Genomic DNA, 15474 nt, shown 5'->3' on the forward strand with positions numbered 1-15474 from the left:
CCGCCATTGACGTGATCACATTCACACGCTAACGTGCATGAATGTGATATATCAGTTGTCGACCTGACTCCGTCGACCACCTCATTCCCTCAACGACGAAGGACTTCCATGGCTGAGACCTCCACTGCCACCCATCTGGCCACGACCGAGAAGACCAGCATTCTGCGGGTCATCACCTATGCCGGGGCAATCATCGCGTTCCTCATCGGCTCGGGCTTCGCCACCGGTCAAGAGATCCTCCAGTACTACGCGTCCTACGGCTTCTGGGGCGTCTTCGGCACCGGTCTTCTGGTGCTCGTGCTCATCTCCTACGTCGCCGTCGAGCTCTTCCTCACGGGCAGGCGGGAGCAGTTCGAGAAACCCTCACGCGTCTTCTACTACTACGGCGGAAAGTACCTCGGCACGTTCTTCGACTACTTCTCGATCCTCTTCGTCTTCCTGTCCTTCACCGTGATGATCGCCGGTGCCGGCGCGGTCTTCGAGGAGCATTACGGACTGTCGAAGTTCATCGGCGGGATCGCCCTGGCCGCTGCCGTCTGCGCCACCGTGTGGTTCGGGCTGACGAGCCTCGTCGACGTCATCGGCAAGATCGGCCCGGTCATCGTCGTCGTCGCGATCGCCCTCGGCGTCTACGGCATCATGCGCGACCCCGCAGGCGTCTCCACCGGAGTTGAGATCCTGCCGAGCCTCGACGTCACTCAGGCGTCGTCGAACTGGTTCCTCTCAGGGCTGTCCTATGTCGGATTCTGCATGCTCTGGCTCGCAGCATTCCTCGCCGCCCTCGGCAAGACCGTGAAGAACCGGCGCGAGGCCACGGCCGGCGGCTTCGTCGGAGGCATTGCCTTCTCCCTGGCCTGCATGGTCGTCGGACTCGGGCTGCTGGCCAACATCGGCGAGGTCTTCGACGCCGAGATCCCGATGCTCGTTCTCGCCAGCAGCCTCGGACCGTGGATCGGGGCGCTCATCTCCGTGATGATCCTCGCCGGAATCTACACGACCGCGATTCCGCTGCTGTGGACGGTGTCATCGCGCTTCTTCGACGACAAGACGAAGAAGTTCAAGTACGTGACAATCGCCCTCGCCTTTCTCGGCACGATCATCGGCCTCGTCCTGCCGTTCTCGCAGATGGTCAACATCGTCTACGTCATCAACGGCTACGTCGGCATCGTCCTCCTGGCGCTGATGATCGTCCGCACGATCCGCCACGTGGCCACCCACGGCAGGGTCTGAGCCGGAACATTCCCCTCGCCGAGGCGGCCCGATCCGTCCACGAGAAAGGCCCTGTCGGACCGAATGTCCGACAGGGCCTTTCGCTGTCAATCGCCGCGCGTCTGGGCTGATAGCGCTACCTGCTCGACACCCGTCCGAAGAGATTCGCGATCGGGGCGAGCAGCAGCGGCCTGGCCGCGAACCAACCGGCCACGACCACGACCATCGCGATGAGGAACCAGACGAGTCCGGCCCAACCGAGCATCTCGGTTCCCGCGAACATGTAGCCGAGGTTGTGCCGCAGTCCGGTCGTGAACACGAGGAACACGTGGACGAGGATGAAGAACACGAAGAACAGCATCGTCGGGAAGTGGATCGCCCGTGCCAGCGGCGCCGGGTAGATCTTGTTCAGCGTCGAAGCGTTCTTCGGCCACCATTCGCTCATCCGCACACCCGTGATCGCGGCCAGCGGAGCGGCGATGAACACGATGATGAAGTACATCAGCTGCTGGAGAGCGTTGTAGTTGACCCATGCATCTTCCATCGGCCATTCCATCGTTCCGTACTGCAGCGCCGCCGACAGCGCGTTGGGGAACACTTCCCAACTGGTCGGCACGATGCGCGCCCAGTGCCCGGAGACGAAGAGCAGCACGACGAAGACCACACCATTGGCCAGCCACAGCAGATCGAGACTCGTGTGCAGCCAGAGGTTGATGCTGATCTTCTTCCCACCCTTCTTCGGGGTGTAGAACGCCGGCGGCTTCTGCTGATGACGCACCTGCAGACCCGAACGGATGATGAGCACCATGAAGAAGATGTTGAGGAAGTGCGTCCACCGCACCCAGCCCGGGAAGCCGGGCTCGACGAATTCCGGGATGTGGTATTCGCCCGGGTAGCGTTCGAGGAACTCCGGCACGCCCGGCAGGGTCGTGACACCGCGCGCGGCGAGGATGAGGATCCCGGCCACGACGATGAGTCCGCCGAGTCCCAGTCCGACGAGCTTGGACCACTGTCCCAGCGACTTCGAACCGATCATGACCGGTTCCTTCTTCGCTGCAGGCTTCGCCGAGGCGGTGCTGCCTGAACTCGACGATGTGGCCTTCGCAGCCGGTGCCGTCTTCGCGGCCGGCTTGTCCGCGGTGCGAGCCGCAGCCTTGTCGTCCGACTTCGCTGCGGGCTTGGCCATCGGCTTGCGCTGGGCAGGCTTGTCCGCGGTCTTCGCCGCAGGCTTAGCCATCGGCTTGCGCTGGGCCGGCTTCTTCTCGGCTTCGTCGGATTTCTTCTCCGACGCCGAGGCGGCTCCCGCTGCTGCGGCACCTGCACCGGCAGCGGCTCCCGCACCTGCGGCTGCCGCGCCGGCACCGACACCGCCGATTCCGGTGCGTCGGCCCTGGGGCTTCTTCTCACCGGACTCGTCAGCTGCAGCCGGCTTCGCATCCGGCTTCGTCTCGGCCGGCGCCTGCGCTTCGTCGGCAGATTCGGCACCCGTCGACGTGGCGCCGGCGGCCTTCTCTTCAGCCGGAGCCGAAGCGGCGGCCGAGCCTGTGGCAGGTTTGGCAGCGTGTGCCGGAGCAAAGCCTTCCGGCGGCCAGGGGTCTCCCCCGGCGGTGCGGGGAAGTCCGCGGCGCAACGGTACATCGGAGAGTTCTCCGGAGCCCGAGCCGTTCGCGGCTGCTGCAGCCACACCGGCACCGGCAACGCCAGCACCAGCTGCGGCGGCCGCCGCAGGAGCAGCGGACGAGGATTCAGACGTGGAATCGGCTGACGTTTCAGCCGAAGCGGTTTCGGCAGAGTCGACCTGAGCTGCGGATTCCTCCGCAGTGCTCTCGGCAGGAGCGGATGCAGCTGCTGCCGGTGCAGAAGCGCCAGCCGAGCCGCCTGCGGCCTTGGCCCCGGCGGGCGCGAAGCCTTCCGGCGGCCAGGGCTCTCCACCGGCAACACGCGGCAGACCGCGACGCAGCGGAACCTCGGCGGTAGGAGCCGATTCGGCAGCGGGAGCATCGGCGACGGCAGCGCCGGCAGCCTCTCCGGCACCAGCCGTCGCGGCAGCGGCAGCCGGGGCAGCCGAGGACTGTTCGTCCGATTCAGCGGGCGCCGCGTCCTCGGTCGAATCCTCGACAGCGACATCCTCTTCGACTGCAGTCTCTTCCGGAGCCGACGGTTCAGCGGACGCAACGGGAGCAGCTGAGGCACCGGTGGCCTTCACTCCTGCAGGAGCAAGACCTTCCGGCGGCCAGGGCTCTCCACCCTCGACGCGCGGCAGGCCGCGGCGCAGAGGCACTTCGGCCGCAGGAGCGGCGTCGGCCTCAGGCTCACCGGCAGGAGTCGAGTCAGCCGACTCACCCGCGTCATCGGCACCGGCTGCGGCAACACCCGCAGCACCAGCGGCGACACCGGCAGCGCCGACGCCCGCCGCAACAGCAGCACCCGACGACGATTCGTCAGCCGATTCATCGACCGATTCCTCAGCGGCGTCCTCAACGGAGTCCTCAGTTGGCTCCTCCGCTTCAGCGGAAGCCTCTGCCCCCGTCGACTCCTCGGCGTCGGTCACATCGGACTCGGCCGCCTCGGCGGGGGAACCTTCATCCAGTTCCTCCGTCTCGGCAGTCTCCGGCAGCCACGACGCGCCCTCTTCCAAAGGTTCGCCGATGGTGCCCTCCGGGGGCCAGGGGTCTCCGCCTTCGACCCGGGGCAGACCCGAGCGCAGCGAACTGGAATAGGTTGCCATATCAGGACTTGTTCTCGTTCAGTGATTCGATGGCCTGGGGAACGACCTTGAACAGGTCGCCGACGACGCCGAAATCGGCGATGTCGAAGATCGGGGCTTCGGCGTCCTTGTTGACCGCGACGATGGTCTTCGAGGTCTGCATACCGGCCTTGTGCTGGATCGCGCCGGAGATGCCGAGAGCCACGTAGAGCTGCGGGGACACCGACACACCGGTCTGGCCGACCTGGTGCGACTGGGCGATGTAACCGGCATCGACGGCCGCACGGGAGGCACCGACGGCAGCGCCGAGGGTGTCGGCGAATTCGCCGACGAGCTCGAAGGACTCCTCCGAACCGACGCCGCGACCACCGGAGACGACCTTCTGCGCGCCGCGCAGCTCTGGACGCGAGGAGGTTTCGACGACGGCTTCGAACGAGTCGATCGCGGCCGAGCGCTTGCCGGAATCGGCGACCTCGAGGGCCTGCGTGTTCGCTGACTGCGCTTCTGCGCGAGCCTCGATCGAGCCCAGGCGCACGGTGACGATGGGGGCACCGAAGGTCGGGGCCGAGGAGGCGGTGTAGCCGCCGCCGTAGACGGAGTGGTTGGCCACGATGCCCTCGGAGTCGCGTTCGAGTCCGGTGGCGTCGGCGGACACGGCCGATCCGCTGCGCACGGCGTAGCGACCGGCGATGTCACGACCGTCGAGAGTATTGGGCACGAGAACAGCGTCGGGAGCGGTGAGCTCCGCGGCTGCGGCCACGGCGTCGACGGCCGCGGTGCCGAGGTTGCCCTCGGTGGCTGCGGCGGTCAGGGTCGCCACGGCGCCGAGTTCGGCGGCCTTGTCGGCAGCGGCGTCGGCGCTGCCGGCGGCGAGCACGAGGGCGACGGGTGAGCCGATCTCAGCGGCACCGCCGAGCAGTTCGGCGGCCGGCTTCTCCAGCTGGCCTTCGGCATCGGCGGTGAGGACGACGAGAATGGAGTCCTGCGGGAATTCTGACATGACGATTCTCCTTAGGCCAGACGGTTCTTGGTGAGGTATTCGGCGAGTTCGACTCCGCCATTGCCTTCGTCGACGACCTTCTCGCCGGCTTCGCGCGGCGGCTTCTCGGCGACGGTGACCATGATCGAGCGGGCCACGGACTGGTCCTCGGCGTCGATGTCGAGATCGGACAGGCTGATGACCTCGAAGGGCTTCTTCTTCGCTGCCATGATGCCCTTGAAGTTCGGGAATCGGGCCTCGGGAAGCGCCTCGGTGATGGAGATGACGGCGGGCAGTTCGGCCGAGACCTGCTGCTTGCCGCCTTCGACCGCGCGGGTGCCGGAGACCTTGCCGTCGGTCAGTTCGACGGTCGTCAGGCCGGTCACGTGCGGGTAGTCGAGGTGCTCGGCGAGCATCGCCGGCATCATGCCGCCGTTGCCGTCGGTGGAGACGTTGCCGGTCACGACGAGGTCGAACTCACCGCGGCGCAGAGCGGCGGCGAGCACCTCGGCGGTCAGCCCGAGATCCGCACCGGCCAAACCTTCATCGGCCACGTGCACGGCATTGTCGGCACCCATGGCCAGACCCTTGCGGATCGTCGCGGTCGCGGTATCGGGCGCCATCGAGATGACGGTCACCTCGGTGTCGCCGTCGGAGTCCTTCTGCGTCAGGGCGACCTCGAGGGCACGCTCACCGATCTCATCGAGGACGGCTTCCGAGGCGCCGCGATCGGCGAGCCCGGTTTCCAAGTTCAACTTGCGGTCGCCGTACGTATCCGGGACCTCTTTGACCAACACCGCGATCTTCAAGGATGACTCCTTAGGTTCGTGAAGCAGTTCCAGCTGCGTGAGACTTTCGTCTCATAATCTACAGGTGGCTGATTTCCGTCCGTTGACCGGGTCCGGGTTAGAACCGATCATGTCCATCACCCATGGTACGTGGTAGGCACCACAGATATCTCCGTTACTGTACGAACGATCGACAGAATTTGTCCAGTGCGTCGGACTCTGTAACCTCGTGCACTTCCCCCACCGAGGTGGTCCCCCTGTCGTCGACGTCGGGACCTCGACGCGGGGTCGTCCCATCGCCGAGGCGGGGCCCTAGAATGGGACGCAGACCGACCAGTCCTGCCGGTGGCCATCGCCGCCCCTCCGTGCGAGTGCATCCGGGCAGGCTGGACGCAGAGGTCGCAGGCAAGACGCAGACATCAATGGTGAAGGAGCGCCCCGTGGCATTCGACCTCGACGACATCGACCGCAGCATCATCGCCGCCCTCGTCGAGGACTCGCGCCTGAGCGTGCGCCAGTTGGCCGAACGCGTCCACATCTCCCGCTCCGCCGCGCATAAGCGCTTCACCACCCTCATCGAATCGGGTGCGATCAGGAAATTCACCGCCGAGGTGGACCGCGAGGCCCTCGGCATGACCGTGACTGCGGTCGTCGTCGTCAAGATCGGCGAGCGCCCCTGGCCGCAGGTCCGTGACGACCTGGCAGCACTCCCCTTCGTCGAGAAGGTTCAAGCCGTCAGCGGGGACATCGACGCCTTGGTGACGGTCAACGCCCCGGACAACACCGCACTGTCGCAGGTGATCCTCCGCCGCATCCACGAAGTCCCGGGCGTCGTGTCCTCCCGCTCGCTCCTCATCCTCGATGAGGCCGAGGGCCACAGGCCGGGCGCCGGCTGAGTAGTGCGGCTCAGTCCTTCTGGTATTCGGTGATGGCTTTCTCGGCAAGGTCGAGACCGTAATCCGCGTCGGCGTATCCGGCGATTGTGGCTTTGCCGATCGGATAGACGTGTCCGGCCCGGACAGCCGGGAGGTCTTTGAACACAGCCGAGTCCATGAGCGCCTTCGTCAACGAGTCATAGTCGCCGCGCAGGTCCGAGTTGACGAAGATGATGTCGGCATCGGACAGACTGCGGTCGAGGACTTCCAGCGAGATCTGAGCTTCGGGCTCGACGGTCCCTGACTTATTGCCTCCCTGTTCGGCCTTGCCGTACTTCTTCACCATGGCGTCCTCGTCGGCCGACCAATCGAACCCGAGTGGGGACAGAATCGTGCCGAGCATGTTCTCACTGCCCCACAGATATGCCGAGTTCTCCTCGAAGGAGGACACCACTCCGATCGTGGTACCCTCGGTGACCTCGGAATGCTTTTCGCCGAGCTGCTTCTGCCGAGCAGTGAATTCTCTGTCGAGTTCGTCGAGCTGATCGGTCTTGTTGACGGCGTCTGCGACTTCCCCAACACGCTGCTGCCAATTCGCGCGGTCTCCGCCGCGCAGGGTGAACTGGTAGACGGGTGCGATCTCCTCGAGCTGCTCGATCATCTCCGGTTCGAAGATGTTCGGGGACAGGATGAGGTCGGGTTCGGCCTCGGCGAGCTTCTCGAGGTCCGGCTCCTGCTGACTGACTGTGGGGATCCCCTCGAGTTCATCGAGCCACTCCTCGGGCACGGCCGGATCCTGGTACTCGCCCTGCGCCACGGGAGGCGCGTCAAGATCCATGAGGGTCTCGGTGGCGGCGTAGTGCAGTGTCGCGACGGCCTTCGGAGCCGCGGGCACTTCGACCTCCGCGCCGGTCGCATCGGTGACGGTGCGCGTCTCGGAGGCAGCGCCCTGGTTTGCTTCCTCACTGCCGCCTGCGCATCCGGCGAGGAGAGCGAGGCCGGTGGCTCCGGCGATGGCAGCAGCGGTCAGGCGCGTCAATGACATACGTTTGTCCTTATTCTTCTTTGATCTGGTGAACGTCCGGGTGAGGCGGCCAGGCCCCGGAGAGGCAGTTCAGGAGCATGCGGCGATCACGGCCGATCGGAACCGGCCGAACCCCCATCCGATGTCTCTCACCTGCACGTGCGCGGCTCCGAGCTTATGCAGATCCGTGACGAGCCCGCCGCTGGTCAGCGACGGATTCCCGGTGGTGGCCAGGACCGTGATGAGTTCTTCGGCCTGATGGTCGTCGGTCTCGGCATCATCGGTGAAGGGTTCGACGATCACCAGGGTCCGGCTCGCGGCGAGCATCCGGTCCAACAACGAGGTCACCTCTGTCCGAGATCGCCCCGTCAATCCGGCGATCACGAGGGTGCAGTCGACATCCGGCCAGGGTCGTCGACCGGACAGGCCCTGTGCGCCGGGAGTGTGGATCGTCCGCCCAGAGTGCGAGGCCTTCCTCGTCAGGGCGGCGGCCGCCTCGGCGTCGACATCACCGACGACGGCGAGGCTCTCGGCCGAAGCCACGGGTTCGAGGTCGAGGATGAGATCGAGGACATACTGCAGGTGGTCGAGGCTGCGTCGCCGGTGGGCGGAGTCGAGTTCGGAATCAGCGTCGCGCTGGGCATGCCAGGTGGGAGCCTGAATCGTCGAGGCGCGCGAAGTGCGGGAGGCGAACCCGCCTCTGAGCACATCGATGAGGTCGACGAGGGAGAACAGGTCGAGCAGCGCCGCATCGCTCAGGTCAAGTCCGTCGGAGGCACCGTCGCCTGTGAGGACCGCTCCGGTCGGGGTGTTGCGGTAGTTCTCCTCCTCACGCGCAAGGAGCCCGAGGGAGCACATAGCCGTCAGCACCGGGCGCACACGGTCGGCATCGATATCGAGTTCGGCGGCGATCGCCTCGGCGGTGGCGACTCCGCCGGCGATGAGGTCGTTGATGCCGAGGGTGACGGCTGTCCGGGTGATGATCGCGGGGAGCAGTTCGGTCATTTCGTGGACCTGGTGGAGGACCTCGAGAGTTCCGTCCGGTTCGGCGCTGCCCTCGCTGCCGGCTGCTGCAGAAGGGGCCGAATCATCGGCCGGGCCGGACTCGGCCCCAGATCCCTCGAGCGTGGCCTCGGGCGTGGAGGCGACTGCCGCACTTGGCGCGGCGGGACGAGTCGGCATCTTCCGCCAGTAGCCGACGACCTCGACGTCCGCTTTGGGAAGGCCGATCTCCCGGCGCAGGTAGCGGCGGATGGGGGCGATGGTCAGCGTCTCGCCCGCGCACCAGGCGAACGTGCGTCCTTCGGGCAGATCGAGATTCTTCACGGCGTCGAACATCAGGCGCGATTCGCCCGGTGCGGTGGATCCGCGGATGAGCCAGTCGATTTCGACATCGGCTTCGGTGGGGATGTCTTGAATGTCGTCGGAGGTGGGCACTTCGATGATGATGTGACCGCGGGTGCCAGCAGGTGCCTCTTCGAGCCAGCGCCCGACAGCGGGCAGCGCCGTCTCGTCGGCAACGAGGAGGTGGAAATCGATGCCGTCGGCCAGCCCGGCGCAGGTCTTCGGTCCGGCGAAGCTGATCCGATCACCGACCGCGACGCCGAAAGCCCAGTCAGAGGCCAGTCCGGAGTCATGGCGCACGATGTCGATGCTGAAGGAGTTCGTCTCGTGGTCGACGCTGCGAACAGTGTAGTCGCGGGCACGGTTGAGCGCTTCCCGATTCCAGTTGAAGCGGAACTCCTCCTGCTCGCCGATATCGAGGGATGAGCCGTCGGGCGGGGGAATGACGAGTTTCACGTGATCGTCGAAACCCTCGGAGCGGAATGCAGGCCGTGCAGCCTCGCCGACCCCACCGGCCGCCAATTGATCGCCTGCCACTGTCAGGCGTCGCATGTTCGGGGTGATGTCGACGATGCCGGTGACTTCCACTTCTCGCAGGATGATCGGCAGCACCTGCAGAGGCCTGGAAGTACGCGGCATGTATTCAGCTCCGAGGGTTCTTGACGTATGAAACAGCGAGAAACAGAGAAGCCGGACCCACAACTTCAAGCAGGTGTGTCAACTGCCTTAGGCAAGACCGATGTTCCCTATATCTCATAGGTGAGCCTAACCTGAGATCGCAGCAGGTGCAACCATTTATTTTCAACACCGACCAGAGGCCGCCACCTCAGTTCGCTCCGACACCCCTGGTCTCGCCTCGTCTTATTCGCGCGGTCCCGACAGCAGCATGAGCGCGGCACCGGCGACGATGCGCTTGTACACCGGCTCGGCTGACAGCGTGTCTCCGTCGGCCATGAGGAGCCCGAGCTCGGTGAGCTCCTGCAGTTCGTCCTCCAAGAGCGTGGAGAGCCGTTCGCTGCGCACCTCGCCGAGGTCGAGTTCGGGGCGTTCCGGTGCCGAGTCGGGAGTGAGGATCTCGATGAGGCGCTGGGCGATCGTGATCGCCGGGGCGCCGTAGTCTTCTCCGGGAACGAGGTTGATCACGTCGAGCAGCCGCTCGTAGATGAAGGCGCCGATGACCGGCAGTGCGGTATCCGCGCTCACCTCACCCTTCTTCCACTCGTCGGCAGCGCTTCCCGGGCGGACCTTGGTGCCGGTGATCTCGGTGATCTCGGCACTCTGCATCACGGCCCACATCGCTTCGAGGACGGGCACCTCGTCGGCGCTGCGCGCATAGTTCACACCGTCTTCATAACGGGCGTTCGACGCAACTCCGACGGCTTTGATGCCGAACTTTTCGGCCGCCTCGGCGATATCGGCACGCTTCACCCGCCCCGTACCGGTCAGCGGCCGGGACTCGCCCACCCAGTCGAGGATGCCGACCACGCCCTCGACGAGGCGGTTGTGCGGCAAAGGCTGCGCGAGCTGCTCCTCGCTCAGAGCATTGGCTTCGACGGCGGCCATCAGCGCCGAGGGCAGCGGATCGGTGCGCATGCTCGCGGCCTCGGCGCGGGCCCGGGCAGCACTCCAGCGTTCGGGGTTCTCGCCGGTGTCCATGCGGAAGCGGAGATAGTTGTCGAGAGCTTCGAGGCTGTCGAGGAAGATCACCGTCGAAGGCGATTCGCCATCGGTCTTCTCCGCTTCCTCCTGTCCGTCGACTGCGAAGCTTTCGAGGACGTCGAGGAGGTCGTCGATTCCCTCCGGTTCGTCGATATCTGCGCGGGAGGACACGGCGATGCAGAACAGGAGGTGGGCGATGTCGAAGACCTCTGAGTCCTCATCGACGTCGTCGTAGGTCTCGGCCAGCCAGTCGCGGAAGCGCTGGTAGAGCGGCATCTCGTAGACGGTCATCTCGACCGCGTCCATTCGTGCATCGATGCCCTGCGGGTCAGCGTGGGGATTCGCCTGTGCACTCGCCTCGGCGCTCGATCCGCCGAGCCACTCCGGCAGGTTCTGTTCTGCAGCAGGGCCGTCCTCGGCTTCCTGGGCGTCTTGGATCACGCGGCCGGCGGAGCCGTAGGTGCCTTCAACCGGTTCAGGATAACCGTCGAGTGGCATGAGCTCGTCGACGACGTCCTGCTCCGAGACCTTGTTTCGCTTGGTCAACCGCACGACCGCGGCGGCTACGGCGAGCATGGAGCCCTCGAGGACGGGACGTCCGCTGTTGCTGGCGATGAGGCGGTCGAGGCTGTCGACGACGCGGCCCTTATGTGCCAGGGCCAGGATGTCGCGGGCCACGGCGCGAGACGTCTTCACCGACCACTTCGGTGCCATCACTCCGCCGAGCTTCGGTCCGTGCACGTCTTCGGTGAACCATTCGTCGAGGAGGCCCATCGCCGCCCCGGTCACCTGCGCGACGCTCGGGCTGAAGTCCTGGGGGTCAGAGGGCAGGGAGGCCACAACAGCCTCGGCGGTTTTGATGTCGCCTTCGGCAAAGGCCACGGAGAACGACCGAAGCTTCCCCAGAGCCAGCCCGCGGTGGGCACCGACCGGGGTGAATAGTCGGCGGTTGTATTCCACCTGCGCCTTCTCCATGGCAATGTGCAAGTCGGCTTCGGTGAAGTCCGCATTCGGATCATCGATGTCGATTCCTTCGGCCTTGAGGAACGGCGCCAGCTCCCGCATCATCCGATCGGACATTCCGGGGTCGTGGCTGATTTTGCCGCCCGCTGCCATTCCGTGGAATTCGGGACCGTCGAAGAAAGTAGACACGCATTGCTCCTGCCGAGGATGAACTGAAGCAATAACGGTAACAAGTCAGACCTCGTCGGCCGCACAACTGCCCCGGCATGGCCCCGCGGCTTCACCGAGATCACATTTCGGGAGTCGGCGGTACCGCACACAGCTCTGCGGGCCCGGTCGGTGTTCACGCCCTGGTCAGCGCTCAGCCCCTTGACGATGCGAGGGTCTTCCGCACCGCTCTGATGGTCAGCTCGAGAGACTGGGCGCGCGCGGTCGGATCGTCGACGCCGACGCTCACGCTGTAGAGGTGTCCGGAGCCGATGGTGAGGTAGACGAACGCCGCCGCCCATCCGATCGGCACTCCTTCATCGATGGACCCGTCCGCCTGCCCTCTCGCAATGACGGCCTCGAGGGGATCATCTTCGTCGCCCGCAGATTCAGCACCCGACCGGGACTCGGCGGCCGCCTCGGCGAAGGTCTCATCGGTGATGATCGGGTTGTCGGCGAAGAGCAGGGTGAGCACATCGGGCAGAGTGAACAGCTCCGCACAGATCCGTTCGAGCGCAGCCAGCCCGGTCCCTTCGCCGGGACGGGCCTTCATGACCGCCTCACCGAATCGCCGGGCCCCGAGCCTCGCCGCCGCGCCAACGAGAGCTTCCCGTTCACCGAAATGTCGGTAAAGAGTGGTGCGGCCGACGCCGATCGACTGCGAGAGCTCGATCATCGACGCTTGCGGGTTCGCGGCAAGGTGGGTCAGTGCCTCGCTGACCAGGGCCTCTCGGCCCAATCGACGCATTCCCTGCACCGGCACAACCCCTCCCTGACTCTGCGAACGATACAGAGCAGTCTACTTGTGGAACACGTGTGTTCCACTTTGGTATCATGGAGTACCGACAACGCCTTCGAGGATCGAGCACGTGATGGATCAGCCCCAGCAGAAGAACGACTCGGCAACCCAGCGGCCCCACGCCCCTGCGACGTTCGCGCTCAGTCGGACCGACGTCGTCGTCATCGGCCTCGTCTGCATCGGCATCGGCGTGGCTCTCGGCTTCTTCCTTCCGGCCCTCGGATCGCTTGCCGCAACATTTCCCATTCCCTTCGGGGACGTCATCGAGAAGCTCAGCCGCTTCGACCAGGCGTGGGTCGTCATCGCCCGACCGATCATCGGCGGAGCACTCGGACTCATCGCCGCCTTCTTCATCGCCGCCTCGACGACTCCCCTGATCGTCGACGAACACGGAATCACCATCGGCCGAGACGACGACCACCCGCTGCGCATCTCCCGCGCCTCGTTCTCGACCGCGTACTTCACCGACGGCAAGCTCGTCGTCGTCACCGAAGGCGGGCATCAGGCCTTCAAGGGCGATGTCGAAGGCAAGAAGGCTGCAATCGCCGAGGCCTTCACCTCCCGCGGCTACCGGTGGGGAGAGATCTGAGGGCCGCGGCGCCGAAGGTTGGGACGGCGTACATCGCCCCGCTCGGAGAGGACTTCTCACCGAGAGCTGATGCGATCGACGGGAGGAAGTAATCCAGAAGTGACGAGCTGGCGAGGGCGATATCGATAAGGCTTTTCAACGTCCTCGATGCCAACCCTGCGGTCGTCGTCCACAACCGCGACAACGAAGATTGCCGAGCCAAGCCGACACCGCTGCTCTCTCGTCGGCACGAATGAGAATCGGCCCCGAAATATTGTTCTCCGAGGCCGATTAACAATGTGGGAACGCAGGCAACCACGCGGCAAGAAACGCAATCTCTCATACACGTCCACATGCTTGCTAGACGCAACGTCCCGGTTTCAGACTTATCCGCGAACCAGGGTAGAGACCCCGAAAGCATCTAGCGCTGAGAACGTTCCCAAATACAACGCGCATAATTCGATGCCGAAAGCTGAATAGTCCATGGCTTCAGCTGTGTTTAGTGTGACAGTTGCGTTTCTTTCTTTTACTGCCGTTTTAGCCCAGTCACTGTAACGGCTTTCGTCAGTTGCACGGCCCGGTTCTTCGGGTGCCAGCCCTGCCACTTTCCTCCATATCGGACTGCACCCTGCTTATTGACGGTGTGGAACCACTTGATGCTCTTCCACTTCCCGGACAGAGAGCCAGTTCCTTTGAACCCGTAGTAATTAGAGCCCCTCATACAGAAATATCCGCTCGCCGCCGAACACCCAGGGCCGACAATTGATATCTTGTGGGCCGAGATTGTGGTTTCCAGTTTTGCTGCGACGATCTTCCCGTTGTCAGGATCGACCACTACAGTTGCCGGAGCTCCCGACTCGTCAATCTCTTTGACCTTGTCAGGGTCGGTGGTCGCACCGGGTACAAGCTCCAGCGGGTCTGCTTCGGCACCGTCTTTCAGTAGCGAATCAACTCGAGCGTCTTCATCTGCAGGCGAAGACGCTACCGGCTGGATGTCTTCACTCAACACTGCCGATGCTGGTCCCGCGGCGAACGTTGAACCGGCGACCAGGGCAAGCCCACCAACAATTGAGACAAGCTTCTTCATAATTATCCGTTCTATCCAGTGTGGCCGGAGTCCAATCATCGTATTCGACTCGACCCATCTATGTTCGTTCCCTATCTGCGTGTCTGAAGTATTGACACTTGGGGCATAGTCAGCTCTGCAGCTGGCCTTGATCCCCTTTTTGTTTAGTCTTCCGAATCTGGATCGCTACCAGTCTTCCCACCAGCATTCCCACTACAATCCCGACCCATCCGATTACGACCGTCGCTGAGTTGAACTGTGCTCTGCCCAGCGGGATAACCATGTACTGGACAAGTTCGACAGCAAGCGACAGTAACGCTGCAATGGAAGCGGCCCTGACAATGTGGCGGAACCGAAGGAACAGTCCACTAGCTACCCCTAATGGCGCAAAAAGCAACAGGTTCATCGACTGCCAATTGACCGAGAATAGCGCCCCTGGGGCCGGGAACGACCACGCCCAGACTCGGGTCGTCGTCAAACCATCGTTCAATCCCGGCGCGTGCCCTGACGGTGTCACTGTCGCAGCGATCACAACGGACACGCTCGCCATCCAGAAGAACACGATTACTGGATGCTCTCGAAGCCGTCGGCCAACAGGCTTTGCGATTACTGCTGCAACGATCACACCAACTGCCGCGACCGGAAGTGCGTAGGGCAGTGCAGTTAGATATCTAAGCATTTACAGTCCTGTACAGAACGTCGTTCTCGTGTAGTAGTTTTTGCCCGAAATCGTGTCTTTCATCAGAGCACGAGCGCATGGCCGTTTGCTGCTCAACGACGCAGAGCCCGAGAACGTCGCTGTCTTTGTTTGCTTCGACTTCATCTTGTAGGTTCCGGACCACGACACCGGGCCTTGAGCTCCGCCCTTCTTGTTGACCGCCTGGAATCCGAACTTAACCGAAACCCCCGAACCTTTCGTCTTCTTGTACGTGACTTTGGCCTTCGAGACACGGTTGCCATTGGAGTAGACCTGGGCGTTGAGAGAGCCGTTCTGCACGTCGTTATATCCCGCGTTATACCAGGTGTAGCTTGCTGCTTCAGCGTTGGTTGAAACCCCCAGCGTCAGGGCCGCTGCCGCTACCCCTGCAATGAGCATCTTCTTCACATGATTCCTCTCTGCTGGAACTCCGGTAGTTCTCAGCCGGTATAGAGGTTATGTTCATACTCGGCCCCCGCACATCCCCCTAAAAGATGAAATTGCACAAGAAATGTTGATCTACTGCGCTGGACTTGCACGCACGGCTGTGTGAAAGAGCCCTCACCGCCCAGCCAAACGTCCACTCGGC

Annotated in this window: 13 protein-coding genes; 3 read left to right on the forward strand and 10 right to left on the reverse strand. The window is 64.0% G+C overall.

What is annotated here, in order from left to right:
* Positions 1-108 precede the first annotated feature (108 nt).
* Positions 109-1230, forward strand: a complete 1122-nt coding sequence (locus HK108_RS08335) for a YkvI family membrane protein (RefSeq protein WP_181271137.1) — start codon at positions 109-111, stop codon at positions 1228-1230.
* A 115-nt stretch (positions 1231-1345) separates the two neighbouring features.
* Here HK108_RS08335 and HK108_RS19085 read toward each other — a convergent pair whose 3' ends face one another.
* Genes HK108_RS19085 through HK108_RS08350 form a run of 3 tightly spaced genes read right to left on the reverse strand, consistent with a single transcriptional unit; the run spans position 1346 to position 5704 of the window.
* A complete protein-coding gene (locus HK108_RS19085; RefSeq protein WP_181271138.1) occupies positions 1346-3937 on the reverse strand; it encodes a cytochrome b/b6 domain-containing protein in 2592 nt (863 codons plus the stop codon).
* Between the two features lies 1 nt (position 3938).
* Positions 3939-4916, reverse strand: a complete 978-nt coding sequence (locus HK108_RS08345; RefSeq protein WP_181271139.1) for an electron transfer flavoprotein subunit alpha/FixB family protein — start codon at positions 4914-4916, stop codon at positions 3939-3941.
* 11 nt (positions 4917-4927) lie between these two features.
* On the reverse strand, positions 4928-5704 hold the full coding sequence (locus tag HK108_RS08350) for an electron transfer flavoprotein subunit beta/FixA family protein (RefSeq protein ID WP_139467716.1): 777 nt from the start codon (positions 5702-5704) through the stop codon (positions 4928-4930).
* Between the two features lie 419 nt (positions 5705-6123).
* On the opposite strand from HK108_RS08350, the gene HK108_RS08355 reads away from it, so the two are divergent.
* Positions 6124-6579: an Lrp/AsnC family transcriptional regulator gene (locus HK108_RS08355; protein WP_009883814.1), complete on the forward strand. Its 456-nt coding sequence runs from the start codon at positions 6124-6126 to the stop codon at positions 6577-6579.
* Positions 6580-6589: 10 nt separating this feature from the next.
* On the opposite strand, the gene HK108_RS08360 is transcribed toward HK108_RS08355, so the two are convergent.
* From HK108_RS08360 to HK108_RS08375, 4 genes are all read right to left on the reverse strand, one after another.
* On the reverse strand, positions 6590-7603 hold the full coding sequence (locus HK108_RS08360; protein ID WP_181271140.1) for an ABC transporter substrate-binding protein: 1014 nt from the start codon (positions 7601-7603) through the stop codon (positions 6590-6592).
* A gap of 69 nt (positions 7604-7672) precedes the next feature.
* Entirely contained in the window at positions 7673-9565 is a 1893-nt protein-coding gene (locus tag HK108_RS08365) for a siderophore-interacting protein (RefSeq protein ID WP_181271141.1), read from the reverse strand.
* 222 nt (positions 9566-9787) lie between these two features.
* Positions 9788-11737 carry a hypothetical protein gene (locus HK108_RS08370; RefSeq protein WP_181271142.1) on the reverse strand — a complete coding sequence of 650 codons (1950 nt, stop codon included), beginning with the start codon at positions 11735-11737 and terminating at the stop codon, positions 9788-9790.
* Positions 11738-11909: 172 nt separating this feature from the next.
* Positions 11910-12518 (reverse strand): TetR/AcrR family transcriptional regulator, encoded by a 609-nt coding sequence (locus HK108_RS08375; RefSeq protein WP_229664026.1) that lies wholly within the window; start codon positions 12516-12518, stop codon positions 11910-11912.
* Positions 12519-12627: 109 nt separating this feature from the next.
* Between HK108_RS08375 and HK108_RS08380 the strand changes: the two genes are divergently transcribed.
* Positions 12628-13143 carry a YqeB family protein gene (locus HK108_RS08380; protein ID WP_181271232.1) on the forward strand — a complete coding sequence of 172 codons (516 nt, stop codon included), beginning with the start codon at positions 12628-12630 and terminating at the stop codon, positions 13141-13143.
* 505 nt (positions 13144-13648) lie between these two features.
* On the opposite strand, the gene HK108_RS08385 is transcribed toward HK108_RS08380, so the two are convergent.
* The 3 genes from HK108_RS08385 to HK108_RS08390 form a co-directional block, all read right to left on the reverse strand.
* Entirely contained in the window at positions 13649-14209 is a 561-nt protein-coding gene (locus HK108_RS08385; protein WP_181271143.1) for a hypothetical protein, read from the reverse strand.
* A gap of 109 nt (positions 14210-14318) precedes the next feature.
* Positions 14319-14867 carry a VanZ family protein gene (locus HK108_RS19240; RefSeq protein WP_507134175.1) on the reverse strand — a complete coding sequence of 183 codons (549 nt, stop codon included), beginning with the start codon at positions 14865-14867 and terminating at the stop codon, positions 14319-14321.
* Positions 14868-15293 carry a hypothetical protein gene (locus tag HK108_RS08390; RefSeq protein WP_039211600.1) on the reverse strand — a complete coding sequence of 142 codons (426 nt, stop codon included), beginning with the start codon at positions 15291-15293 and terminating at the stop codon, positions 14868-14870.
* Positions 15294-15474: the final 181 nt, after the last annotated feature.

The sequence above is a fragment of the Brevibacterium sediminis genome, assembly GCF_013623905.1.
GTDB classification, from domain to species: Bacteria; Actinomycetota; Actinomycetes; order Actinomycetales; family Brevibacteriaceae; genus Brevibacterium; species Brevibacterium sediminis.